21 protein-coding genes are annotated in these 23,516 nt (G+C 71.2%); 10 read left to right on the top strand and 11 right to left on the bottom strand.

The genetic code is table 11. The features are described from left to right. The first annotated feature begins 120 nt into the window (after positions 1-120). The 8 genes from GXW71_RS29280 to lexA all read left to right on the top strand — a co-directional run bounded on the left by GXW71_RS29280 (position 121) and on the right by lexA (position 8,982). Positions 121-2,010: a peptidylprolyl isomerase gene (locus GXW71_RS29280; RefSeq protein WP_211856256.1), complete on the top strand. Its 1,890-nt coding sequence runs from the start codon at positions 121-123 to the stop codon at positions 2,008-2,010. Beyond that, positions 2,007-3,509 carry an anthranilate synthase component I gene (trpE, locus tag GXW71_RS29275; protein ID WP_211856255.1) on the top strand — a complete coding sequence of 501 codons (1,503 nt, stop codon included), beginning with the start codon at positions 2,007-2,009 and terminating at the stop codon, positions 3,507-3,509. Before GXW71_RS29280 ends, trpE begins: the two co-directional genes overlap by 4 nt. Positions 3,510-3,784: 275 nt before the next feature. Then, on the top strand, positions 3,785-4,378 hold the full coding sequence (locus GXW71_RS29270) for an anthranilate synthase component II (protein WP_211856254.1): 594 nt from the start codon (positions 3,785-3,787) through the stop codon (positions 4,376-4,378). Between the two features lie 7 nt (positions 4,379-4,385). After that, complete coding sequence (gene trpD / locus GXW71_RS29265) at positions 4,386-5,417, top strand: anthranilate phosphoribosyltransferase (protein ID WP_211856253.1); 1,032 nt, start codon at positions 4,386-4,388, stop codon at positions 5,415-5,417. Further along, entirely contained in the window at positions 5,414-6,244 is an 831-nt protein-coding gene (gene trpC / locus GXW71_RS29260; RefSeq protein ID WP_211856252.1) for an indole-3-glycerol phosphate synthase TrpC, read from the top strand. Before trpD ends, trpC begins: the two co-directional genes overlap by 4 nt. A gap of 163 nt (positions 6,245-6,407) precedes the next feature. Beyond that, positions 6,408-6,881, top strand: a complete 474-nt coding sequence (moaC, locus tag GXW71_RS29255; protein WP_211856251.1) for a cyclic pyranopterin monophosphate synthase MoaC — start codon at positions 6,408-6,410, stop codon at positions 6,879-6,881. Then, the gene (locus GXW71_RS29250) at positions 6,878-8,083 is read left to right on the top strand and encodes a molybdopterin molybdotransferase MoeA (RefSeq protein ID WP_211856250.1); all 1,206 of its coding nucleotides are present in this window, start codon (positions 6,878-6,880) and stop codon (positions 8,081-8,083) included. Before moaC ends, GXW71_RS29250 begins: the two co-directional genes overlap by 4 nt. A gap of 176 nt (positions 8,084-8,259) precedes the next feature. Then, positions 8,260-8,982 carry a transcriptional repressor LexA gene (gene lexA / locus GXW71_RS29245; protein ID WP_211856249.1) on the top strand — a complete coding sequence of 241 codons (723 nt, stop codon included), beginning with the start codon at positions 8,260-8,262 and terminating at the stop codon, positions 8,980-8,982. A gap of 166 nt (positions 8,983-9,148) precedes the next feature. Here lexA and GXW71_RS29240 read toward each other — a convergent pair whose 3' ends face one another. Together GXW71_RS29240 and GXW71_RS29235 are read right to left on the bottom strand one after the other, a co-directional pair. Next, entirely contained in the window at positions 9,149-9,745 is a 597-nt protein-coding gene (locus GXW71_RS29240; protein WP_211856248.1) for a hypothetical protein, read from the bottom strand. 72 nt (positions 9,746-9,817) lie between these two features. Then, entirely contained in the window at positions 9,818-11,920 is a 2,103-nt protein-coding gene (locus GXW71_RS29235; RefSeq protein WP_367617396.1) for a ComEC/Rec2 family competence protein, read from the bottom strand. 181 nt (positions 11,921-12,101) lie between these two features. On the opposite strand from GXW71_RS29235, the gene gltX reads away from it, so the two are divergent. Together gltX and GXW71_RS35325 are read left to right on the top strand one after the other, a co-directional pair. Next, on the top strand, positions 12,102-13,511 hold the full coding sequence (gene gltX / locus GXW71_RS29230) for a glutamate--tRNA ligase (RefSeq protein WP_211856247.1): 1,410 nt from the start codon (positions 12,102-12,104) through the stop codon (positions 13,509-13,511). A 458-nt stretch (positions 13,512-13,969) separates the two neighbouring features. Then, positions 13,970-14,095, top strand: coding sequence for a hypothetical protein (locus GXW71_RS35325; protein WP_281417444.1), 126 nt, complete (start codon positions 13,970-13,972; stop codon positions 14,093-14,095). Positions 14,096-14,208: 113 nt separating this feature from the next. Here the strand turns inward: GXW71_RS35325 and gloA are convergent, their stop codons facing one another. The 9 genes from gloA to dxr all read right to left on the bottom strand — a co-directional run. Beyond that, positions 14,209-14,598, bottom strand: a complete 390-nt coding sequence (gene gloA / locus GXW71_RS29225; RefSeq protein WP_211856269.1) for a lactoylglutathione lyase — start codon at positions 14,596-14,598, stop codon at positions 14,209-14,211. Positions 14,599-14,751: 153 nt separating this feature from the next. Next, entirely contained in the window at positions 14,752-15,603 is an 852-nt protein-coding gene (locus GXW71_RS29220) for an LpxI family protein (protein WP_211856246.1), read from the bottom strand. Further along, positions 15,600-16,427 carry an acyl-ACP--UDP-N-acetylglucosamine O-acyltransferase gene (lpxA, locus tag GXW71_RS29215; RefSeq protein WP_211856268.1) on the bottom strand — a complete coding sequence of 276 codons (828 nt, stop codon included), beginning with the start codon at positions 16,425-16,427 and terminating at the stop codon, positions 15,600-15,602. The genes GXW71_RS29220 and lpxA overlap by 4 nt, the downstream gene beginning before the upstream one ends. Beyond that, positions 16,424-16,906, bottom strand: a complete 483-nt coding sequence (gene fabZ / locus GXW71_RS29210; RefSeq protein ID WP_211856245.1) for a 3-hydroxyacyl-ACP dehydratase FabZ — start codon at positions 16,904-16,906, stop codon at positions 16,424-16,426. Before fabZ ends, lpxA begins: the two co-directional genes overlap by 4 nt. Positions 16,907-16,912: 6 nt before the next feature. Then, a complete protein-coding gene (gene lpxD / locus GXW71_RS29205) occupies positions 16,913-18,007 on the bottom strand; it encodes a UDP-3-O-(3-hydroxymyristoyl)glucosamine N-acyltransferase (protein WP_211856244.1) in 1,095 nt (364 codons plus the stop codon). A 4-nt stretch (positions 18,008-18,011) separates the two neighbouring features. Next, positions 18,012-18,812: an OmpH family outer membrane protein gene (locus GXW71_RS29200; RefSeq protein WP_211856243.1), complete on the bottom strand. Its 801-nt coding sequence runs from the start codon at positions 18,810-18,812 to the stop codon at positions 18,012-18,014. Positions 18,813-18,833: 21 nt separating this feature from the next. Then, complete coding sequence (gene bamA / locus GXW71_RS29195; RefSeq protein WP_367617395.1) at positions 18,834-21,068, bottom strand: outer membrane protein assembly factor BamA; 2,235 nt, start codon at positions 21,066-21,068, stop codon at positions 18,834-18,836. Between the two features lie 374 nt (positions 21,069-21,442). Further along, entirely contained in the window at positions 21,443-22,543 is a 1,101-nt protein-coding gene (gene rseP / locus GXW71_RS29190; RefSeq protein WP_211856267.1) for an RIP metalloprotease RseP, read from the bottom strand. A gap of 28 nt (positions 22,544-22,571) precedes the next feature. Beyond that, on the bottom strand, positions 22,572-23,516 hold a 945-nt coding region (gene dxr / locus GXW71_RS29185), incomplete at its 5' end, for a 1-deoxy-D-xylulose-5-phosphate reductoisomerase (RefSeq protein ID WP_211856241.1).

The following is a 23,516-nucleotide window of genomic DNA, read 5'->3' as shown; positions in this document are numbered from 1 at the left end:
CGCGGGCCATGGCCGGCACCCGCCCGAATGGGCTCTCAGGCGGGTTAGGCCGCGCCTCGGCGTTTGGCAACCGGGGGCCGCTTCCCCTATGGTCCGCCGCCTTTTCGCAGTCGGAAACCGATGCTCACCGCCCTACGCAAGCTCGCTGCCACCTGGTTCGCCAAGGTCCTGTTCATCCTCCTGATCGGATCCTTCGCGATCTGGGGCATCGAGGACAGCGTCCGCAACTGGGGCCGGGACGATGCGCTGGCCCGGGTGGACGGACAGCCGATCCCGGTCGAGGAGGCGCAGCAGGCCGCCCGGCGGGAGATCGCGCGCATCACCCGCCAGCTCCGCCAGAACTTCGACGGCAATGATGAGATCCGCAAGGCGCTCACCGCCCAGGCCGTGGACGGGCTGGTGCTCGACCGCGTGATGCGGAGCGAGGCGCGCCGGCTCAGCGTCGTGGTGCCGGACGACGCGGTGCGCGCCACGGTCTTCTCCGTCCCCGCCTTCCACGGCGTCGACGGCCGCTTTTCCCCGGATCTGCTGGCCCAGTTCCTGCGCATGAACGAGATGACCGAGCCGCAGTTCCTGGAGCAGATCCGGAACGGCCTGAAGGCCCGGCAGATCGTCGCCGCGGTGCGCGCCGGCGCGGCCGCCCCGGCCGCGATCGCCGATCCCCTGACCCGCTTCCTGCAGGAGCGGCGCATCGCCGAGGTGGCGCAATTCCCCGTCGCTGCGGCACCGGAGCCGGCGGCGCCCAGCGAAGCCCAGCTCCAGCGCTTCCACGAGAATAATCCGGACCGCTTCTCGACCCCCGCGCTGCGCGAGGCGGTGGTCGCGGTGCTGACCGCCGACATGTTGGCCGGCGGCGTCAATGTCACCGACGCCGAGATCGCGGCCGCCTACGACCAGCGCCGCGCCCAGTACGAGACCCCGGAGAAGCGCGTCCTGCAGCAGGTCGTGGTGCAGGACGAAGCCGCCGCCCGCGCCATCGCCGAACGCTGGAAGGCCGGCGCCGGCTGGAGCGACATCGAGGCCGCGGCGCGCGAAGCGTCCGGCCAGGCGGTGGAACTGCCGGAGACCGACCGCACGGGCCTGCCGGTGCCGGCGCTGGCCGAGGCCGCCTTCGGGCTGGCGCAGGGCGCCGTCTCCGACCCCGTCCGCAGCCCCTTCGGCTGGCACGTGCTGCGCGCCGAGCGGGTGACGCCCGGCGTGACCCGGACGCTGGCCGATGTCCGGGAGGAGGTGCGCCGGGAAGTCGCGGCCGAAAAGGCGCTCGACGTCGTGTTCCAGCGCTCCACCCAGATCGAGGACCAGCTCGCCGGCGGCGCCACGCTGGAGGAGGTGGCGCGCGGCAACGACCTGCGCTTCGCCGTGGTGCGCATCGATGCCCAGGGCCGCGATGCCGATGGCAACGAGGTGGAGCTGCCGGTCCGCCCGGCACAGCGGCCGGAGACGCTGCGGCTGATCTTCGCCGCCAATCAGGGCGATGCCGCGCGGCTGAACGAGTCGGTGGACGGCTTCATCGCCGTCGAGCTGCGCGAGGTCATCGCCCCCCAACTGCGCCCCTTCGAGAGCGTGCAGGATGCGGTGCGGACCGGCTTCATCGAGGACGCGAAGCGCCGGCATCAGGAAGAGGCGGCGACCGCGATGCTGACCGCCCTCCGCGCCGGCACGCCCTTCGCCGAGGCCGCCGCGGCCGCGAACGCGACCGCCGGGCGCGTCGGCCCCATCAGCCGCCAGCCCGACGCGCAGACGCCGATCCCGCCCGAGCTGGTCTCGCCCCTCTTCGAGCTGGCGCGCGGCGAGGCGACGATGGTCGCGACCCGCACCGGCTTCGCGGTCGGCCAGGTCGCCGAGATCAATATCCCCGACCTCGCCGCCGAAGCCGATGCGCTGGCGCGGATGCGCACCGAGGTGACCCGCTCGATCGGCGACGACCTCGAACTCCAGTTGCAGGCGGCGCTCCGGGCGCGCAGCGACATCCGGATCAACCGACCGATGCTCGAAAGCCTGTCTCGATGAGCGAGGGCTATGCCCCCTTCGCCGCCGCGCTGGCCGCCGGCGGCGGTCATGTGCTGGTGCGCGAGCGGGTCGCCGATCTGGAAACGCCGGTCGGCGCCTATCTGAAGCTCGCCGACGGCAAGCCCAACGCCTTCCTGCTCGAGAGCGTCGAAGGCGGTTCGGCCCGCGGCCGCTACTCCGCGATCGGCTATGCGCCGGACGTCGTCTGGCGCTGCCGCGACGGCCGCGCCGAGATCAACCGCCACGCCCTCTCCGCCCCGCACGCCTTCGTGCCGGTGGAGAAGCCGGCGCTGGAAAGCCTGCGCGACGCGATCGCGCTCGGGCGCATGGCGCTGCCGCCCGGCCTGCCGCCGATCGGCGCCGGCTTCTACGGCTATCTCGGCTACGACATGGTGCGGCTGATGGAGCGGCTGCCGGCGAAGAACCCGGATGTGCTCGGCATCCCCGACGCCGTGCTCCTGCGCCCGACCGTGATCGTCGTCTTCGACCATGTGCGCGACACGCTGAGCCTTTGTGCGCCGGTCTGGCCGGAAGCCGCCGCCGATCCCACCGCTGCCTGGGAAACCGCACATGCCCGGCTCGACGAAGCCGAGGCAGCGCTCGACCGGCCGGTGCCGCGGGCGGCGCCCCCCGCCGACCTGCCCGCCCTGCCGCAGCCCAGCTCCAACTTCACCGAGGAAGGCTTCGTGGCGGCTGTGGAGCGGGCGAAGGAATATATCCGCGCCGGCGACTGCTTCCAGGTCGTGCCGTCGCAGCGTTTCTCGGTGCCCTTCGGCCTGCCCTCCTTCGCGCTCTACCGCGCGCTGCGACGGATCAACCCGGCGCCCTTCCTGTTCCATTTCGACTTCGGCGGCTTCGCGGCCGTCGGCGCCTCGCCCGAGATCCTGGTGCGGCTGCGCGACGGCATCGTCACCGTCCGCCCCCTCGCCGGCACCCGCCGCCGCGGCGCGACGCCCGAGGAGGACCGCGCCCTGGAGGTCGAGCTGCTGGCCGATCCCAAGGAGCGGGCGGAGCACCTGATGCTCCTCGACCTCGGCCGCAACGATGTCGGCCGGGTTGCTGCCATCGGCAGCGTCCGCGTCCCGGCGCAGTTCCAGATCGAGCGCTATTCCCAGGTGATGCATATCGGCAGCGAAGTGCAGGGCCGGCTCCGCGACGGCCTGGACGCGCTCGATGCCTTCGAGGCCGGCTTCCCTGCCGGCACCCTGACCGGCGCCCCCAAGATCCGCGCCATGGAAGTGATCGAGGAACTCGAACCCTCCCGCCGCGGCATCTACGCGGGCGGCTTCGGCTATTTCGCGGCCGATGGCAGCATGGACACCTGCATCGGCCTGCGCACCGCCCTGGTGAAGGACGGCGTCATGCACGTCCAGGCTGGCGCCGGCGTGGTCGCCGACAGCGACCCCCAAGCCGAGTACGAAGAGACCCGCCAAAAAGCCCGCGCCCTGTTCCGCGCCGCCGAGGAAGCCGTCCGCTTCGCGGCCAGGCGGCGGGGGTAGTGCTGCCCCCGGCAGGGCTCTGCCCTCCCGGACCCACCCGGCAGGAGCCTGCAGGCCCCTGCACCCGGATCATTTTAGAGCCCTGATTGCCAAGGGGGCCTCCCGGCGGAAAACGCCGGGAGGCCCCCTTGGCAATCAGGGCACCAAGTGAAGCAGGTCCAGGAGCCTCTAGGCTCCTGGCAGGGTGGGGTCCGGGGAGGGACAGCGTCCCTCCCCGGGACCGCGCCACCTCCGCCCGCTTGATTCCCGCGCGCGGGCGGTTCATGCATCGCGGCATGATCTTGCTGATCGACAATTACGACAGTTTCACCTTCAACCTCTGGCACTTCCTGGGTGATCTGGGGGCGGAGGTGGTGGTCCGGCGCAACGATGCCATCGATCCGCAGGCCGTGCTGGCGATGGAGCCGCAGGCGGTGGTGCTTTCGCCCGGCCCTTGCACCCCGGACCAGGCCGGCATCTGCCTGCCGCTGATCGGCCTGGCGGCGGAGGCGAAGCTGCCGGTGCTGGGGGTGTGCCTGGGTCACCAGGCGATCGGCCAGGCGCTGGGCGCCGAGGTGGTGCGGGCGCCGGAGCCAGTGCATGGCAAGGTCTGGGACATCCATCATGGGGGCAGCGATGTCTTCGCGGGACTGCCCTCCCCGTTCCGCGCCACGCGCTATCATTCACTGGTGGTGCAGCGGGAGAGCTTGCCGGCGGATCTGGTCGCGACCGCCTGGACGGAGAATGGCATCGTGATGGGCCTCGCGCACCGGACCTTGCCGATCTACGGCGTGCAGTTCCACCCGGAGAGCATCGCCTCCGCGCATGGCCATGACATCCTGCGCAACTTCCTGGCGCTCGCCGGCGTCAAGGCGCTGGCGCCGGCCTGAGCGCGCGATGGTCGATCCCAGCCTGAAACCCGTGCTCGCCCGCCTCGCCGCAGGCGAGACGCTGAGCGCGGAAGAGGCCGAGGCCGCCTTCGGCACCATCATGCAGGGCGAGGCGACGCCGGCGCAGATCGCCGGCCTGCTGATGGCGATGCGGGTGCGCGGGGAGACGGTGCCGGAGATGGTCGGCGCTGTCCGGGCGATGCGCGCGCGGATGCTCGCGATCGAGGCGCCGGCGGAGGCGATCGACATCGTCGGCACCGGCGGCGATGCGGCGGGCACGCTCAACATCTCGACGGCTTCGGCCTTCGTGGTGGCAGGCGCCGGGGTGCCGGTCGCCAAGCACGGCAACCGGGCGCTGTCCTCACGCTCCGGCGCCGCGGACGCGATCGCGGCGCTCGGCATCGAGCTCGATGTCCCGATCGGGGCGCTGCCCGGCATCCTCAGCGAGGTCGGCATGGTCTTCCTGATGGCGCCGCGCCATCACGCGGCGCTGCGCCACGCCAGCGGGCCGCGGGTCGAGCTCGGGACGCGCACCATCTTCAACCTGCTCGGCCCGCTGGCGAACCCGGCGCGGGTGACGCGGCAGATGACCGGCGCCTTCGCGCCACAATGGCTACGCCCGATGGCGGAGACGCTGGCGGAGCTCGGCACCGAGAGCGCCTGGCTGGTGCATGGCCAGGGCCTCGACGAGCTGACCCTCGCCGGTGAGAGCCATGTCGTGGCGCTGGACCGGGGCGGCATCCGGGAATTCCGGGTGACGCCGGAGGATGCCGGCCTGCCCCGCGCCGAGGTGGCCGCGCTGAAAGGCGGCGACGGGGTGCACAATGCGGCCGCACTGGTTGCACTTCTGCAAGGCGCGCATGGCCCCTATCGGGATGTCGTGCGGCTCAATGCGGGCGCCGGCCTTGTGGTGGCCGGCCGCGCCGCCGATCTTCGCGAGGGTGCAGCCCTCGCCGCCCATGCCATCGACACCGGTGCGGCCCTAGGCGTGTTGGAGCGCCTTCGCCAAGCCTGCCTCCCCAAGGACACTACCCCATGAACGTCGCTGCCCCCGACACGATCGTGCCGGTCCTTCCGGACACCCTCGCCCGCATCATCGAAGAGAAATGGGTGGAAGTGCGCGAACGCTCCGCCGCGGTGCCGCAGGCGGAGATGGAGAGGCGGGCCGCCGATGCCGGCCCGCAGCGCGACTTCACCGGCGCGCTCTGCCACGCCGTCGCGGAGGGCCGCATCGGCCTGATCGCCGAAATCAAGCGCGCCTCGCCCTCCGGCGGGCTGATCCGCGACCCTTTCTCGCCCGCGGAGCTGGCCCGCAGCTATGAGGCGGCGGGGGCCGCCTGCCTTTCCGTGCTGACCGATACGCCCTGGTTCCAGGGCACGTCCGAGCATCTGATCGAGGCCCGCGCCGCCTGCAAGCTGCCGGTACTGCGCAAGGATTTCATGATCCATCCCTGGCAGGTGTTCGAATCGCGGGCGATGGGCGCGGACGCCATCCTGCTGATCATGGCGGGGCTGTCCGACGCCCAGGCCGACGAGCTGGAGGAGGTGGCGCGCTCCCTCGACATGGCGGTGCTCGCCGAGGTCCATGATGAGCGTGAGCTGGAGCGGGCTCTGGGACTGGAGACGCGGCTGATCGGCGTGAACAACCGCTGCCTGAAGCGCCTCGTGACCGACATCGCGACGACGGAGCGCCTGGCGCCGCTGGTGCCGGCGGACCGCATCCCGGTCGCCGAGAGCGGCATCCGCACGCCCGAGGATGTGCGCCGCATGGCGATGGCCGGCGCGCGCTGCATCCTGGTCGGCGAGCACCTGCTGCGCCAGCCGGATGTGGAGAGCGCGGCGCGGGCCATGGTCCAGGCCGGCTGAGGGCCTGCTCCGGAATGGGCGCGGGGCGATCTGGCGGTCCTTTTCCGCCCCTGCCGCGCCGGCCTCCTCGCCGATGCAACCAGCATCGGCTGCGTCGCCCAACACGACAGGAGCGAAAAATGCCTCGCCAGATCGCCACCGCCCCATTCCGGAGCAGGCCCTGATGCCGACCTTCACCCATTTCGACGCGGCCGGCCGCGCCGCGATGGTGGATGTCTCGGACAAGGATGCGACGACGCGCGTCGCGGTGGCGCGCGGACGCGTCGTCATGGCGCCGGCGACGCTGGCGAAGATCGTCGAAGGCCAGCACGGCAAGGGCGATGTGCTCGGCGTCGCGCGGATCGCCGGCATCATGGCGGCGAAGCGCACGGCGGAGCTGATCCCGCTTTGCCATCCGCTGATGCTCGCCAAGGTCGCGGTGGAGCTGACGCCGGCCGAACCCGACGCGGTCGAGATCGAGGCGACGGTGAAGCTGACCGGCCAGACCGGCGTCGAGATGGAGGCGCTGACCGCGGTCACGGTGGCGGCGCTGACCGTCTATGACATGTGCAAGGCGGCCGATCGCGGCATGCGCATCGAGGCGGTGCGGCTGGTGCACAAATCCGGCGGCAAGTCCGGCGAGTTCTCCGCATCATGATTTCGCTCGAGGAGGCTCGTACCCGCATCCTGGCGGCGCTCGCACCGACGCCGGCCGAGACGGTCGCGCTGCCGGAGGCCTGGGGCCGGGTGACCGCGCGCCCGGTCGCCGCACGCCTGACCCAGCCGCCGGCCGATGTCTCGGCGATGGACGGCTATGCGGTGCGCGCCGCAGATGCGGTCCAAGGCGCGGTGTTGCGCCAGGCGGGCCAGGCGCCGGCAGGCCACCCCTATGCCGGCAACGTCGGCCCGGGCGAGGCGGTGCGCATCTTCACCGGCGGCTTCGTACCGCCGGGCGCCGACGCCATCCTGCTGCAGGAGGATGCCAAGGCGGATGGCGGCCGCGTGACCGCTACCGAGACGGTGAGGCCCGGCCGCTGGATCCGCCCGCGCGGCCTCGACTTCGCCGAAGGCGAGGTCCTCATCGCGGAAGGACGCCGGCTGACCGCCCGCGACATCGGCCTGGCAGCGGCGGCAAACCATCCCTGGATCACCGTACGGCGGCGGCCCCGCATCGGCATCCTCGCGACCGGCGACGAGATCGCGCTGCCGGGCGAGCCGATCCCCGCCGGCGGCATCGTCTCCTCCAATGCGCATGCGCTCGCGGCCCTGGTGCGGGCCGGCGGCGGCGAGCCGCTGGTGCTGCCGATCGCACCCGACGACACCGTCGCGATCGCGGAGGCGGCGCGCGCCGCGCGCGCCTGCGACCTGCTGGTGACCACCGGGGGCGCCAGCGTCGGCGATCATGACCTGGTGCAGAAGGCGCTGGGGCCAGAAGGCTTCGCGCTGGATTTCTGGCAGATCGCGATGCGCCCCGGGAAGCCGCTGATCTGGGGGCGCCTCGGCGTGACGCCGGTGCTGGGCTTGCCGGGCAATCCGGTCAGTGCGCTGGTCTGTGGCGTGCAATTCCTGCTGCCCGCGCTCGCGGTGCTCTCCGGCCTGCCGGGTGGCGCGCCGCCCACCGCGCGCGTCAGCGCCGGCAGCGCGCTGGCGGAGAACGACAAGCGCTTCGACCACCTGCGCGCGGCGCTCACGACCGACGCCGAAGGGCGGCTGGTCGCGACGCCCTTCGCGAAGCAGGACAGTTCCATGCTGGCCACGCTGGCGCGCGCGGAAGCACTGATCCTGCGCGCGCCCTTCGCACCGGCATTGCCGGCGGGCGCCGTTGTCGAGGCGATCCTGTTGGCCGATCTCGGCATCTGAGAAGCCGCGCGGCGGGTAGCCGACTAGCGCCTTCGGCATACCTGCGGCCTCCGACCGCCGAAATTCGTTTGACTGCGACTCTGGAACCTTCCTAGAACACGCGGGCTGGTTGCCGGTTTGTTCACCCGATTCGCGGGGACCCGGCAGCGGCGAGATGGCGCCGAGAGGTCCGACGCATGCTGACCCGCAAGCAGCACGAGCTGCTGATCTTCATCGACCGGCACCTACGCACGACCGGCTTCTCCCCCTCCTTCGAGGAGATGAAGGAAGCCCTGAAGCTTAAGTCGAAGTCCGGCATCCATCGCCTGATCACGGCGCTGGAGGAGCGTGGCTTCCTCCGCCGCCGCGCCCACCGCGCCCGCGCGCTGGAGGTCATCCGCCTTCCCGAGAGCCTCTCCCCCAAGCGTGCCGAGGCGCGCGCGCCGGAGCCCGAGGCGTCCGCCTTCGCGCCGAATGTCATCCGGGGCAATTTCGCGCCCAACCTCTCGGGCGTGCAGAAATCCGCCAATGAAGCAGCGGCGCTGCACCTGCCGCTCTATGGCCGCATCGCCGCGGGCCTGCCGATCGAGGCGCTGCGCGACCAGGGCAGCTCGGTCGAGGTGCCGGCCGCACTGCTCGGGAGCGGTGAGCATTATGCACTGGAGGTCGCCGGCGATTCGATGATCGATGCCGGCATCCTGGACGGCGACACCGTTATCATCCGCCGGGGCGACACGGCGGAGAATGGCAGCATCGTGGTCGCCCTGGTGGACGAGAACGAGGTGACGCTGAAGCGCCTGCGCCGGCGCGGCAACTCGATCGCGCTCGAAGCCGCCAATCCGCGCTACGAGACCCGCATCTTCGGACCCGACCGCGTGAAGGTGCAGGGCCGGCTCATTGGGTTGCTTCGCAAATATTGATTGCCCTCAGGCGCCGGCGGCCGCATCCGCGGCCTTGGCTAACGCGCTGCCAGGTGCGCACCCGGCGCGGCTGATGGCCGCGCGCGGGGCCGCATTCGCGGCCGGGGCATCGCTACGCTCGCCCCGCAGAAACTGGCGGCGGCCTGCGGCCGCGGGGCGCCCGCATCTACCCATTCAACAACCTATCGATCTCGGCCTGAGCCAGGTCATGGCCGGTGCCGCCAGGATGCGGCACCGCGCCCGCTGCGAATTCCATGGCCGGCATGACCTTCGTATCGCCCAGACCGCGCAGCTCCTCCTCGACATGGCGCAGATGCTGGATTGCGCGGCGGATGCGCTGGCCGGTGATGTCCTGGAAGCTGCAGGCTTCGAAGATGACATTCACCTGGTCCTCGATGCGGCCGATGCTGTCCCGGCTGCCGCGCGCCATTTCGCCCAGGCTGTCGGAGATGGTCTCCGCGGCCCCGAGGATGCGGTCAGCGGCGGCTTCGGTTGCCTCCACCACCGCTTCCAGCTCCAGCCCGCTGTTGCGGGTGGCGCTGTCCGGCGCCGCGATCAGGGAGCAGACCTGCCCCCGGATCTCCCCGATCATGCCGGCGAGCTTTGCCTCGCTCATGTCCATCAACTCGGAGGTGGCGCTGAGCTCGGCGCTGACTTCGGCGAGGCGCCGGTCCACGAAGGCCCTGAGCTCGGCGATTGGGGCCGCGATCTCGGCGCGGATGATGGCGCGAAGCTGCTCCGCGAAGTCGGGCGGCAAAGTCATGCGGGGGTCTCCGGCATCGGGCATCCGGCAATCAACACCTGATCGCGTTACTGCTTCGCTAGCGCAGCAGCGCTATTCCACCGGCGCCGGCGGCAGCGCCTCGCCGCGCGACCGCGGCGCGGGCGGTCCCGGCACCCAGGGACGGTCGCCGCGATGCGCGCGGTCGGAGAGCACGATGGCCCCTTCCGGCCGCAACCAGATGGCGTGCGGTCCTTCGCGCCAGACGCTGAAGCGGTCGACCGACACCGCATCGTGGCAACGCGGGCGGAGAGGCTCGGGCGAGACCAGCACCGCCGCCTCCCCGCAGCGGCCGGCCGTGGCGCCGCTGCGGATCAGCAATGCGGCCACGCCGGGATCGGGCGCCAGCCGGCAGGCCTCCGCGGTGCAGGTCAGCGGCGGCACCTCCCCGACCGTTGGCAGCGCGATCGCGCCGGGCACACCGAAGGCACGCAGGAAGGCATCGCGCACGAAGGCGCTGCCGCCCGGCCCGCGCAACAGGAAGACCTCCTCCCCCGCCCGCAGCATGATCACCCGTGCATCGGCCGAGATCAGGATGTCTGGCGGCCGCACCATCACCCCCGCCGCGAGACCCGCGGCCATCACCGGCACCCCGAGCAGCCGCCAGCGGCCGCGCCACAGGCAGAGCAGCAGGAAGCCGAAGCTCGCGACCAGCAATCCCCCGGCCGGGATCGGGCGCATCGGTAGCGCGGCGCCGGGCCACGCCGCGACCAGGCGGGCGACCGCCAGCACCGCCTCGCATCCCCAGCCCATGACCGCGAGCGGCCAGGCATCCAGCCCGAGCGGCATGAGCGCCAGAGCGAGCATCCCCGCCGGCATCACCAGCAGCGAGGTGAGCGGCACCGCCACCGCGTTCGCCGCCATGCCGTAGAGCTGCGCCCGCCCGAAATGGTGCAGGCCGAAGGGCATGGTCGCCGCGCCGGCGAGCAGGCTGGTCAGCACCAGCCCGAGCAACACCAGCGCCGCGCGGCGCGCGAGGCCCGCCAGGGCGCCCTGCCGGCCCCGCGGCGCCGGCAGCAGCGGGCGCAGCGCTTCATACCCCGCGATCAGGGCCAGCACCGCGGCGAAGCTCATCTGGAAGCTGGGACCGAGCACGGCGTCCGGCTGCACGAGCAGCACCACCGCGGCGGCGACAGCCAGCACGCGCGGCGACAGCGCCCGCCGTCCCAGCATCAGGCCCAGCGTCACCAGCGCCGCCATCGCGAAGCTGCGCAGCATCGGCACCTGCAGCCCGGTCAGCAGCATATAGGCGCCCCCAGCCACCAGCCCCCCGAGCGAGGGCCAGAGCCGCCCGTCGCTGCGCAACGCCAAGGCCGGCACGCAGGCGATGATGAAGCGCAGCAGGCCGAAGCTGACCCCCATCACGATCGCGATGTGCAGGCCGGAGACCGAAAGCAGATGCGCCAGGCCGGAATCGCGCATCGCGGCCAGGTCCGGGGGCGGGATCGCCCCTTGGCCGCCGGTCAGCAACGCCGCGGCGATGGCGCCGGCCGGGCCTGGGATCAGCGCGGTCACCCGCGCCTCGATCGCCGCGCGGGTCGCGGCGAAGGGCGGCGCGGGCCCGCTGCCAGGCATGATGCTCGCCGGTCCCAGCGCGAAGCCGGAGGCGCCGAGCCCGCTGAACCAGGCGGCGCGCCGGAAATCCCAGGCGCCGGGATGAGTCGGCGCCGAAGGCGCGCGCAGCAGGGCCCGGACGGTCAGCCGATCGCCCGGCTGCGGCCGCGCGGGATCATCCGCGCGCAGCCGGACCCGCACGAGGCGTGGATAGGGCCCTTCCTCTCCGGCCCGGGCGCCCCCGAGCGTGATGCGGCGCCCTTCCGGCAGCAGCTCGACCGCCTGCACCACGCCGGACACCATGCCGGCGGTCCGCGGCGGCTCGATCGCCGGCGGCGCGCGTCCCGCGTGCCAGGATGCGGCCGCGAAGCCGAGCGCCGCTGCCGCCGCCAGCCCGATCGCCCAGGCCGCCAGGGCGTGCCGCCGCGCCGCCAGCGGCGCTGCCAGGATCAGGGGCGGCGCCAGCCAGCGCCAGGCCGGATCGGGTTCTGTGCTGCCGGCGAAATAGAGCAGCACGCCGGCGCCGAGTGCCACCGCCAGCCAGGGAGCTAGCGCCTCCCCTTGCCGTTCGAAGGTCCCGGCGAGCAGGCGTACCGCCGCCACGGGCCAGGCGGGCCATGCGAAGCCGGATCGGCGGATATGGCTGAGCGACAGGAAATGCGATCTCCGCGCGCAATCTGCCGCCTCGGGCAGGCGGACGGAAGGGCGATCCCTCGCCGGGCCAGGGGCATCTTCACTCGTTCGGGTGATTCCACCCGAGCGGGATCTGCTCTATTTCCCCACCATGACCGTTCGCACCCGCTTCGCTCCTTCGCCGACCGGCTTCCTGCACATCGGCGGCGCCCGCACGGCGCTCTTCAACTATCTCTTCGCACGCCATCATGGCGGCCAGTACCTGCTGCGCATCGAAGACACGGACAAGCAGCGCAGCACGCCCGAGGCGGTGCAGCAGATCATCGACAGCCTCGCCTGGCTCGACCTCTCCCCGGACGAGGCGCCGGTCTTCCAGAGCACGCGTGAGGCGCGGCACGCCGAGGTCGCGCGTGAGCTGCTGGCGAAGGGGCACGCCTATCTCGCCTACGACACCCCGGAGGAGCTCGCGGCCATGCGTGCCGCCGCCGAGGCCGAGAAGCGCCCCTTCAAATACGACGGCTCCCGCTGGATCGAGGGCGCGACGCCGCCCGAGGGCGTTGCCCCGGTCATCCGCGTCAAGGCGCCGCGCGGCGGCGAGACCGTTGTCCAGGACCTCGTTCAGGGCGAGGTGCGGGTGGCCAACGCCGAGCTGGACGACATGATCATCCTGCGCTCGGACGGTACGCCCACCTATCTGCACGCAGTGGTGGTGGACGACCACGACATGCGCATCACCCATGTGATCCGCGGCGACGACCACCTGACCAACACCTTCCGGCAATGCATGGTCTATGACGGCATGGGCTGGAGCCGCCCGGACTTCGCGCATATCCCGCTGATCCATGGTGCCGACGGCGCCAAGCTCTCGAAGCGGCACGGTGCGGTCGGCGTCAAGGAGTTCGACGCCCAGGGCTTCCTGCCGGAGGCGGTCTGCAACTACCTGCTGCGTCTCGGTTGGGGGCATGGTGACGAGGAGGTCGTCACGCGCGAGCGGGCCATCGCGCTGTTCGATCTCAAGGATGTCGGCCGCAGCGCGTCGCGCATGGATTACGCGAAGCTGACGCATCTCAACGGGGTCTATCTGCGCCAGGCCGATGACGATCGCCTGACCCGCATGGTGCTGAAGCGCCTGGCCAAGGAGGGCGGCGATTTCGGCACCACCGGCGCCGAGCGCCTGCACGCCCTGATGCCGGATCTGAAGGAGCGCGCGAAGACCCTCGCGGAGCTCGACGCCGCCTGCCGCTTCGTGCTGCAGGATGGCGCGCCGCCGATGGACGCCAAGGCGGCGGCGCTGTTGACGGAAGAGGCCAAGGCGCGCCTCGCGGACCTCGCGCAATTCCTCTCCGACGCGCCCTGGGAGCGGCAGGAGCTGGATCGCTGGCTGCGCGACTATGCGGATGTGAAGGGGTTGAAGCTCGGCGCCGTGGCACAGCCGCTGCGTGCCGCGCTGACCGGCAGCACGACCAGCCCGCCGATCGACGCGGTGCTCGCCGTGCTCGGCCGGGCGGAGGCGATCAACCGCATCCTGCGCGCGGCGGGCAGCGAAGGGATCATGGTGTAGCGGGGGCGCAGGCCACCGCCGGCGCCGCGCCCAAACCATCGCTTGCACGCCCCACTGCGGCCCTTTTCTGGGGTGCGTGGGGCGGGCACTGGCCGGCCTATGTATCCCGTCATGAACAACACAGCCATGCGACGGCGCATTGGTCGCCGAGGTGGCGCGCCCCATCTACGCGGCGTCGATCGGCACCCTCTAGCGCGTCACTCCGCTGTCACGTTCGGAGCATCATCATGCCATGGAATCGCGAGCATAAGGCTGCGCGACACGCCGGCCCTGCATGGCTGGTCCCACCGCCCCCCGCTGGCGAGGCCACGATCTGGCCTGCTAACCGGGCGTCAACACGAGTTCTGATAACCGAAGCCATGTCCCAGCCGGAAAACAGCACACCGGAAAGCGGTAAACCGAGCCGCAGCAAGGCTCCTGCCTTGCCGCATCTGCCGGAGGAATTGACGATCCCACCCATGACCTACGGGTCCTGGATGGAGCTCGGCCTGGCCGCGCGCCAGATGGCGACCGCCGCCGCGCCGATGGAGACGCCACCGCCACGCCGCCGCCGCTCGCGGCCGCAGGTGACCAACGCCGCCTGAACGGGCGGCGCTGGAGCTGCCGCGCGCCAGCCGGCTTCAGCTTTCTTTCCATGCAAAGGTTTGGCCCGTCCGGGTGGATCCACCCGGACGGGATTCGCTCCAACCGGCGCGCGTCAGCCGCGCTGGATCAGCTCGATCTTGTAGCCGTCGGGATCTTCCACGAAGGCGATGATGGTGGTGCCGAACTTCACCGGACCCGCCTCCCGCGTCACCTTGCCGCCGCCGGCACGCACCGCCTCGCAGGCGGCGGCCACATCCGGCACGCCGACCGCGAGATGGCCGAAGCCAGTGCCCATTTCATATTTCTCGACGCCGTAGTTGTAAGTCAGCTCGATGACCGCCTGCTCGTTCTCGTCGGCGTAGCCGACGAAGACCAGCGTGTACTTGCCGTCCGGCACGTCGCGGCGGCGCAGCTCCTTCATGCCGAGCAGCTTCGTGTAGAAGGCGACGCTCCGATCCAGGTCACCGACCCGGATCATGGTGTGCAGCATCCGTCCCGCCATGGTCATTCCCCTTCTCATAGCAACGGATCGGTCCCTTGACCGATCCGAGGCCGCGAATGCGGCCCGCCGGTAGCGCCGTGCGGCGCGCCTTCCATATCAGGCGGCGATAGCCAAGCGGGCCGGACGGCCCGCGCCTGAGGGGCAGTGAGCGTGCTAACGCTCGCTGCCGCCAACATCATCCGCATGGAGGGCAAGCAGAAAGAGCCCCGCCGCCTCCGCCGCCGCGACCGTCGCGGCGCGTTCCATCACGATGGTGCCGTTCGCCTCGATCGCCAAGCCGCGCAGCCCCGCGGCGGCCGCGCCGGCCACCGTGCGCGGCCCGATCGTCGGCAGATCCGCGAGGCGCGACTGGCCCGGCTTCACCCGCTTCACCAGCACGCCGCCCGGCCCCTCCCGCCGCAGCGGGCCGACCCGCGCGAGCAGCGCGTCGGTGCCCTCGATCGCCTCGACACCGAGCACCAACCCCTGCTGCACCACGACCGCCTGCCCGACATCCAGCGCGCCGAGCGCCCCGGCCACCGCGAAGCCGCGCGCGATATCGGCGACGGCATCGGCATCCGGCTCTGGCCCTGCCAGCAGTCCGGCCTTCGGCGTAAGGCCGCTGAGCAGCCTATCGGCGCCGAGCACCTCGAACCCTTCCTCGCCCAGCACCCGGATCACCGCCTGAAGGATGCTGTCATCGCCGCCGAAGGCGGCGCGCCCGATGCGCGTCGCGAGCTTCAGGGTCGCCGCATCCGGCATCAGCGACAGCATGGACGGCCGCGTGACGGTGCCCGCCATCACCACCTGACGCACGCCTTCCGCCCGCAGCCAATCGAGCATGCGCGCGGCGTGGCCGAAGCGCATCGCGACCGCGGGGTGCGGCGCGAAATCCTCCGTCGCCGCGAAGCCGTTCAGGACCACGACACGCACCGGGCGACCGGCCGAGGCCGCGGCACGCGCCACCCGCCGGGGCAGCTCGCCGCCGCCGGCAAGGATGCCGAGCGGCGACGCCGCATCATTCATGCGGCAGCCTCGTCCTCATCCTCGGCGGCGGTGTCGCGCCCGGCCTTGCAGAGGCCGCGGCGCGATGCGGCGGTGATGAAAGCGAGCACCTCGGCGACCTGCGCATCGCCTGGATAGCGCTCCAAGGCCTGGGCCAGGCGATCGGCGAAGATGCCCGGCTCGCGGAACAGCAGCCGGAACATGGCACGCAGCGCGTGGATCTCCGGTCGGCTGAAGCCGCGGCGCTTCAGGCCGATCAGGTTCAGCCCGATCAGCCGCGCCCGGTTGCCCATGGCCGAGCCATAGGGGATCACGTCCGCTTCGACCCCGCTCATGCCGCCGATCACCGCCTGGCGGCCGATGCGGACGAACTGGTGCACGGCGGTGCCGCCGCCGACGAAGACCGTATCGCCGATCTCGACATGGCCGCCGAGCATCACGTTGTTCGCCAGGATCACCCGGTCGGCGAGCGTGCAGTCATGCGCGACATGGGCCATCGCCATGATCATGCAGTCCGCACCCAACGTCGTGACGCCATGGCCGCCGACACTGCCGCGATGGATGGTCGCCCCTTCCCGCACCAGGGTCCGGGGACCGATCTCGCAGCGCGTCGGCTCGTTCTTGTATTTCAGGTCCTGCGGCGCGAGGCCGATGCTCGCATAGGGGAAGATCCTGGCACCGGCGCCGATCCGGGTGTGGCCGTCCACGGAGACGTGGGAGATGAGCTCCACCCCGGCTTCGATGGTGACATTGGGGCCGACGGTGCAGAAAGGGCCGATGCTGGCGCCTTCGGCGACATGCGCGCCCGGGCTGACGATCGCACTCTGATGGATCGCCACGCTCAGCGATCCAGGATCATGGCGGCGAAGGTCGCCTCGGCGACGACCTGGCCGTCGACCTTCGCCTCGCCGTGGAACTTCCAGACATTGCCGCGCCGGCGCTCGCGCTTCACATGCACGCGCAACTGGTCGCCGGGCACGACGGGCTTGCGGAACTTCGCGTTGTCGATGGTCATGAAATACACCAGCCGTCCATAGGCGTTGGTACCCAGGCTCTCGACCACCAGCACCGCGGCGGTCTGGGCCATGCACTCGATGATGAGCACGCCCGGCATCACGGGCGCCGCCGGGAAATGTCCCTGGAAGAAATTCTCGTTGACGGTGACGTTCTTGATGCCGACGCAGCTCTCCTCGAGCTTCACATCGACGATGCGGTCGACCAGCAGGAACGGGTAGCGATGCGGGATCGCGCGCATGATCCGCGCGATGTCGAAGGCGTCCAGTGTCTCCCGCGGCGCCACCTGCTGTGCCTCGTCGGTATCCATGCCAGGCTAGTCCCGTCCCTGTTTCCTGTCGTTCCGCCCCGCGGCGGCGCTTGGCGCGCCGGCCGTCTCCATCCGGGTCAAGGGGCCGTTCCCGGCAATGCGGCGCAGCGCCGCCACTTCGCGCCAATGATCTCTCGCCGGCTTCGCCGGCAGCCCTGCCACGTCCATCCCGGGCGCCACGTCCTTCATCACGCCGGCCTGCGCGCCGATACGGGCCCCCGATCCAATGGTCAGGTGCCCCGCGACCCCGGCCTGACCCGCCAGGACGACATGGTCGCCAAGCGTCGAGGAGCCCGAGATGCCCACCTGCGCGACCAGCACGCAGCCCTGGCCGGTGCGCACGTTGTGGCCGATCTGCACCAGGTTGTCGATGCGGGTCCCAGCGCCGATCTCAGTGTCCAGGCTGGCGCCGCGGTCGATCGTGACATTGGCCCCGACCTCGACCCCGTCGCCCAGGACGACACGCCCGAGTTGCGGCATGGTGACATAGCGCCCGCTCGCGGGATCGGTGGTGAAGCCGAAGCCTTCATTGCCGACACGGGCGCCCGGATGCAGCACCACGTCATCGCCGGCGATGGTGTGGGTGATGCTCGCATGATTGTGAATTCGCGCCCGTGCGCCAAGCACGACGCCGCGCCCCACCACCGCATGCGGCTCGACGAGGGAGTCCGGCCCGATCGAAGCCCCCTCGCCCACCACGGCATAGGGCCCGATCTCGGTGCCTTCGCCGATGCTGGCGCCTTCGCCGATCACCGCGGTCGGGTGGATGCCGGGGCGCCGCGGTGCCGGTGGATGGAACAGCAGCGCCACCCGCGCGAAGCCGATCGCCGGCTGCTTGGCCACGATAGGCACGCAGCCGGCGGGCACCCGCTCCAGCATGGCCTCGTCCACCACCACCGCGCCGGCCCGCGTCGTCTCCAGCGCATCGACGTAGCGACGGTTGTCGAGGAAGCTCACCTGGTCCGGGGTCGCCGACGGCAGGGAACCGATGCCGGCGAACAGGCGGCCGCCATCGCCCTCGAAGCGGCCACCGGCGACTTCGGCGATGACGGCGAGGCTGTGCGGACCGGTCACCTCGAAGAAGCGAGGATCGGCCGCCATCGCGTCAGTTCCGCCGGGGTGGCGTCGCGGGCGCTGTCGGGCGCGCGGGGGGCGGGTTGGCCGGCGGCGTCGGCGCCGCCGCGGCGGGCGTCGCACCCTCCTCGGGCGGGATCGCGACGCGTTGGATCGCCTCGTTCAGCTTCTGCGCGACCTCTTCGGTCAGGTCGAAGCCCGCCTCGTTGAAGATGATCACGCCGCGCGGCAGGATCATGTTCACGCTGCGGCTGGAGGCGACCTGGCGGATCACCACGCCGAGCGCCTGCTCGATCTGCGACAGGGATTGCTGCGCTGCCTGTTCGATGTTGCGCTGGCGATCGCGGAAGACGCGCTGCGCATCGGTGATGCGGTCCTGCAGCTCCCGCTCCCGATTGCGGAGCTGGTCCGGGTTCAGGGTCGGACGATCGGCGGCGAGGCGCTGCTGCTCCTCTCGCCAGCGGAGCTGCTCGCGCTGCAGGTCGTCATTCAGCCGGGTGCGCCGGCGCTCGATTTCCTCGCGCACCTGGGCGAAGGCGGTGGAGACGCGCTGCACCTCGGGCACATCCACCACGCCGATCACCGCGGCCGGGGGCTGCTGCCCGGCCGGCAGGGGCTGCGGGCCATCGGTGCGGGGGGGCTGCCCCGGGCGAGGCTGCTGCGGACGCTGCGTCTGGCCCTGCGGCGGGCGCTGTGGCTGCTGTGGCTGGGCGCCCGGGGGACGCTGACCGCCGCCCTGGCCGCCGGGCACGAACCATTCGGGCTGCTGCTGCGCGAGAGCCGGGGAAGCAGCGAGCACGCCCGCAAGCAGAAGGGCAAATCTACGGGCCATATGCGTGGTCTTTCTCGTCGTTCAGAACCGCGTGCCGAAGCCGATGCGGAACACCTGCGTCTCGTCGTAGGATTCCTTCACCACGGCCTGCGCGATATCGATGTTGATCAGGCCGAGTGGGCTGCGCCAGGAGATGCCGACACCAGCACCGACCCTGGGCGAGGAGCTGTTGCGCACCTCGGGGCCGCTAACGCTGCCCGGCAGGCCATAGTTCATGCCCACATCGGCAAAAACCCGTCCGGTCAGGCCGAGATCGGCCGAAACCGGCAGCGGGAAGCGGAACTCGGTGGTCTGGGTGATCAGCGTCCGGCCGCCGAGGCTGTCGCTGGTCGTGATGTCGCGCGGGCCGGCGCCGCCGACCTGGAAGCCGCGCAGGTTCTCGCCGCCGAGGAAGAAGCGGTCGACGATGCGGTCTTCCTTGCCGCCGAAGGGGGTCAACTGACCGATGCCGGCGGAGATCGCCAGCACGTAGTCGCGGTCGCCGAACAGCCGCTCGAGCGGGATGTAGAGATTCCCATCCAGGCGCGTGCGCAGATAGGAGACATCGCCGCCGAGGCCGGCGACATCGGTGCCGAGGCGGACGACATAGCCCGAACGCGGCTCGATGCGGTCGTCGCGGCGGTCATAGGTCAGCGTCTGGCTGACCTGCGACAGCAGCGTGCTGCCCGCCTGCTCGCGGACGAAGCGCGAGGCATCGCTGGCCACGTTGTAGATGCGGCGGTTCATCAGCGTATAGGACAGCGACTGGCGCAGATACTCGTTGAACTCGTAGCCCATCCGCAGCGTGAAGCCGATGCGGCGTTCCTCGTAGCTCGCGATGTCGGTCAGGTCGCGCTGGATCAGGAAGGCATCGGCGCCGGCCGCGAGGTTGCGGTCGAGGAACTGCGGATCGGTCACCGACAGATCGAGCTGGCTGCGCCGCTGGCCGAGCGTCGCGTTGATGCGCGCGTCGATGCCGGTGCCGAGCAGGTTGCGCTCGCGCAGGCCGATATCGGCCAGCACGCCGGCGTCGGTCGCATAGCCGCCACCCAACGAGACCTCGCCGGTCGAGCGTTCCTGGATCTGGGTGGTCAGGATGACGCGGTCAGGCGCGCTGCCCGGGCTCGCATTGATCTGCACGTCGCCGAAATAGCCGAGCGCCCGGATACGTTCGCGCGAACGACGCACCAGCGTCGCATTCACCGGATCGCCTTCGGCGACGCGGAACTCCCGCCGGATCACCCGGTCCTGGGTGCGGGTGTTGCCGGTGATGTCGATGCGCTCGATGTAGTTGCGCTGGCCTTCGGTGATCTCGAAGGCGATGGCGATCGTGCGGCCTTCGCTGTCGCGCGTCACCCGCGGATTGACCTCGGCGAAGGGGAAGCCGCGGGTGGCGAGCGTGTCGGTCAGCGCGTTGGTGGCGCGTTCCAGCGCATCACCGTCATACCAGTCGCCTTCGACGATCGGGATCTCGCCGCGGACCGTGGCGGCATCCAGGTTGCGCACCCGGCTGTCCACGGTGATGGCCCCGAAGCGGTAGCGCTCGCCTTCGCTGACCGTATAGGTGACGAAGAAGCCGCTGCGGTCGGGTGCCAGCTCGGCCGTGGCGCCGGTGACCTGTGCATCGGCATAGCCCTGGCGCAGGTAGAAGCGGCGCAGCAGCTCGCGGTCGAAATTCAGACGCTCCGGCTCATAGGTGTCGGAGGTCGAGAGGATGCGGTACCAGGCGCTCTCGCGCGACGACACCACCTCGCCCAGGCGGCTGTCGGAGAAGGCACTGTTGCCGACGAAGTTGATGCTCGCGATCAGCGCGATCTCGCCCTCGGTGATCTCGTAGACGAGGTCGACGCGATTCTGGTCGAGCTCGATGACCTTCGGCTCGACGCGCGCGGCGAAGCGGCCGCGGCGGGCATAGAGGTCGAGGATCCGCTGGCGGTCCGCCTGCGCCGCGGCCGGGGTGAAGACCGAACGCGGGCGGAGTTGCACCTCCGCGCGGATGATCTCCTCGGAGACGCGGCGGTTGCCCTCGAAGGCGATGCGGTTGACGATCGGGTTCTCGACCACACGCACCAGGACGCGGTTGCCCTGCGGCGTGATCTCGATGTCCCGGAACAGGCCGGTCGCGAAGAGCGCGCGCAGGCTGCGGTCCAGCGCGTCGGAATCGGCAACGCCGCCGACCTGCACCAGCATGTAGCTGCGCACCGTGTCAGCCTCGATGCGCTGGTTGCCCTGCACATCGATCGCGGTGATGCGGGCGCCGGTGGCCGGTGCCGCCACGCGCGCCGGCTCAGTCGCCGAGCGCGCTGGTGGCGGGCTTGCTGGACGGGGCGGCGACTGCGCTTCGACAATTGTCGGCAGAAGCGCGACGGAAGCGAGCAGAAGGGCGCGTGATGCGTGCAAACGACTCGGGCCTGTCAGGGAGGGGTTGAGGCGGCGGCACACTAACCGGAAGGGCAAGGCACTGCCACCCCTCCGGCTTCCCAGGGGAGCCTCGCGGGACAAGTCCTTCGTCAAAAAAGATTTCCGACCCGCAAGCGGGCCGGAAACACGCAGACCATGATCGGTTCAAGCGGCAGCGATCATGGTCTGGCCATTTGGTCTGATCGCGTGAATCAGACTTTTCGGCCGAACTGGCCTCAGGTCGTCACCCTCTAGCCGGCGAGCCCCGCCACCCAGCGGAACAGCCCGAACTGGGTCAGGTCGTTCCAGGTCGCGAAGACGAACAGCGCGATCAGCACCGCAAACCCCGCGCGGAAGCCGATCTCCTGGGCGCGCGGCGGCACCGGGCGGCCGCGGATCGCCTCCGCCGCATAGAACATAAGGTGGCCGCCATCGAGCACCGGGATCGGGAACAGGTTGATCAGGGCCAGGTTCACGGAGAGGACCGCGATCAGGGATATCAGCGGCACCAGGCCCAGCTCCGCCACCTGGCCGGAGAGCTGCGCGATCCGGAGCGGGCCGCCCAGCTCCTCGGTGCCGCGCTGCCCGGCGATCATCTGCCAGAGCCCGGCCAGGGTCTGCACGACGATGTCGCCGGTGTGGGTGATGCCGGCGACCACGGCGGTCAGGGGATCCAGGCGCTCGAAACTCACCGCGCCGCCGGCGATGCCGAGCACGCCCTGCCCGTCGGCGGCGCGCGGCGTCGGCGTGACGGTCAGGCTGCGTTCGGCACCGTCGCGCTGAATGCGGATGGCGATCGGCTGGCCGGCGCGCGGCTGCACATGGCGCTGGATCTGCTCAAACCGCGTCACGGCTTCGTCGTCGAGCGCCAGCACGCGGTCGCCGGGCAGCAGGCCGGCACCGGCGGCGGCCGAGCCCTCCACCACCGTCCCGATCGTGGTGGCGCCGTCATTCATCGGGCGGCCATGGAAGGCGAAGAGCCCCGCGAACAGCACCGCCGCAAGCACGAAGTTCGCGATCGGGCCGGCCGCCACGACGATAGCGCGATCCAGCACCGGCTTGTCATGGAAGGTGCCACCCGGCCGCCACGCCGCGCGCTCCTCCTCGCTCACATCGCCCGGCTGCTCCTGCCCATGCAGCTTCACATAGCCGCCGAGCGGCAGCCAGCCGATGCGCCATTCGGTGCCGTGGCGGTCGGTCCAATTCGCCAGCGCCCGGCCGAAGCCGACCGAGAAGCGCTCCACATGCACCCCGCGCCAGCGGGCCGCGAGATAGTGGCCGAGCTCATGGATGAAGATCAGCACCCCCAGCACGACGACGAAGGCGAGCAGGGTGCGGAGGCTGTCGGGGATCAGATCCACGGGGTCTCTTCCGGTCGGGTCACGCCGCGCGGCGCGTGGCGATGGTATCCGCCATGGCCCGCGCTTCCGCGTCGAGGGCGATCACGGCGTCGAGCCCGGCGATGGCGCGATGGCCGAGGCGCGCCAGCGTCTCCTCCACCACCGCCGCGATATCGAGGAAGCCGAGCGATCCCGCGAGGAACCGGCCGACCGCGGCCTCATTCGCCGCGTTCAATATGGTGGGGGCGCCGCCACCGGCGTGCAAGGCGTCCCGGCAGAGCCGGAGCGCCGGGAAGCGCCCCGGGTCGGGCGCCAGGAAGTCGAGCCGGCCGAGGGCGATCAGGTCCAGCCGGGGCACCGCGACCGGCATGCGGTCCGGCCAGGCGAGCGCATGGGCGATCGGGGTCCGCATGTCCGGCGTGCCGAGCTGGCCGAGCAGCGAGCCATCCACGTACTGCACCAGGCCATGCACCGCCGATTGCGGGTGCACCAGCACGTCGATCCGCTCGCCCGGCAGGGCGAAGAGCCGCGCCGCCTCGATGACCTCGAGCCCCTTGTTCATCATGGTGGCGCTGTCGATGCTGATCTTGGCGCCCATCGACCAGACCGGGTGGCGCATCGCCATCTGCGGCGTGACGCCGGCCATCTCCGCCAGCGACATCTGCCGGAAGGGGCCGCCGGAGGCGGTCAGGAAGATCCGCTCGACGCACGCCGGATCCTGGCCGCAGAGCGCCTGGAAGATGGCGTTGTGCTCGGAATCGACCGGCAGGATGGTGGCGCCGGCGCGGGCGGCCTCGGCCAGCACCACCTCGCCCGCGCAGACCATGCTCTCCTTGTTGGCAAGCGCCAGCGCGCCGCCGCGGGCGAGTGCGGCCAGCGTCGGATGCAGCCCGGCGGCGCCGACGATCGCCGCCATGGTCCAGTCGGCCGGGCGGGACGCGGCTTCGATCACCGCCGCCGGCCCGGCGGCGGTCGCGATGCCGGT

Source organism: Plastoroseomonas hellenica (assembly GCF_018129085.1).
Lineage (GTDB): Bacteria > Pseudomonadota > Alphaproteobacteria > Acetobacterales > Acetobacteraceae > Plastoroseomonas > Plastoroseomonas hellenica.
The sequence above is the reverse complement of the archived record's forward strand: the minus strand, read 5'-3'. Positions and strand labels throughout refer to the sequence as shown.

Coding starts and splice junctions, on each gene's coding strand:
- GXW71_RS29280 (WP_211856256.1), top strand. CDS start 121: ATGCTCACCGCCCTACGCAAGCTCGCTGCCACCTGGTTCGCCAAGGTC.
- trpE (WP_211856255.1), top strand. CDS start 2,007: ATGAGCGAGGGCTATGCCCCCTTCGCCGCCGCGCTGGCCGCCGGCGGC.
- GXW71_RS29270 (WP_211856254.1), top strand. CDS start 3,785: ATGATCTTGCTGATCGACAATTACGACAGTTTCACCTTCAACCTCTGG.
- trpD (WP_211856253.1), top strand. CDS start 4,386: ATGGTCGATCCCAGCCTGAAACCCGTGCTCGCCCGCCTCGCCGCAGGC.
- trpC (WP_211856252.1), top strand. CDS start 5,414: ATGAACGTCGCTGCCCCCGACACGATCGTGCCGGTCCTTCCGGACACC.
- moaC (WP_211856251.1), top strand. CDS start 6,408: ATGCCGACCTTCACCCATTTCGACGCGGCCGGCCGCGCCGCGATGGTG.
- GXW71_RS29250 (WP_211856250.1), top strand. CDS start 6,878: ATGATTTCGCTCGAGGAGGCTCGTACCCGCATCCTGGCGGCGCTCGCA.
- lexA (WP_211856249.1), top strand. CDS start 8,260: ATGCTGACCCGCAAGCAGCACGAGCTGCTGATCTTCATCGACCGGCAC.
- GXW71_RS29240 (WP_211856248.1), bottom strand. CDS start 9,745: ATGACTTTGCCGCCCGACTTCGCGGAGCAGCTTCGCGCCATCATCCGC.
- gltX (WP_211856247.1), top strand. CDS start 12,102: ATGACCGTTCGCACCCGCTTCGCTCCTTCGCCGACCGGCTTCCTGCAC.
- GXW71_RS35325 (WP_281417444.1), top strand. CDS start 13,970: ATGACCTACGGGTCCTGGATGGAGCTCGGCCTGGCCGCGCGCCAGATG.
- gloA (WP_211856269.1), bottom strand. CDS start 14,598: ATGGCGGGACGGATGCTGCACACCATGATCCGGGTCGGTGACCTGGAT.
- GXW71_RS29220 (WP_211856246.1), bottom strand. CDS start 15,603: ATGAATGATGCGGCGTCGCCGCTCGGCATCCTTGCCGGCGGCGGCGAG.
- fabZ (WP_211856245.1), bottom strand. CDS start 16,906: ATGGATACCGACGAGGCACAGCAGGTGGCGCCGCGGGAGACACTGGAC.
- lpxD (WP_211856244.1), bottom strand. CDS start 18,007: ATGGCGGCCGATCCTCGCTTCTTCGAGGTGACCGGTCCGCACAGCCTC.
- GXW71_RS29200 (WP_211856243.1), bottom strand. CDS start 18,812: ATGGCCCGTAGATTTGCCCTTCTGCTTGCGGGCGTGCTCGCTGCTTCC.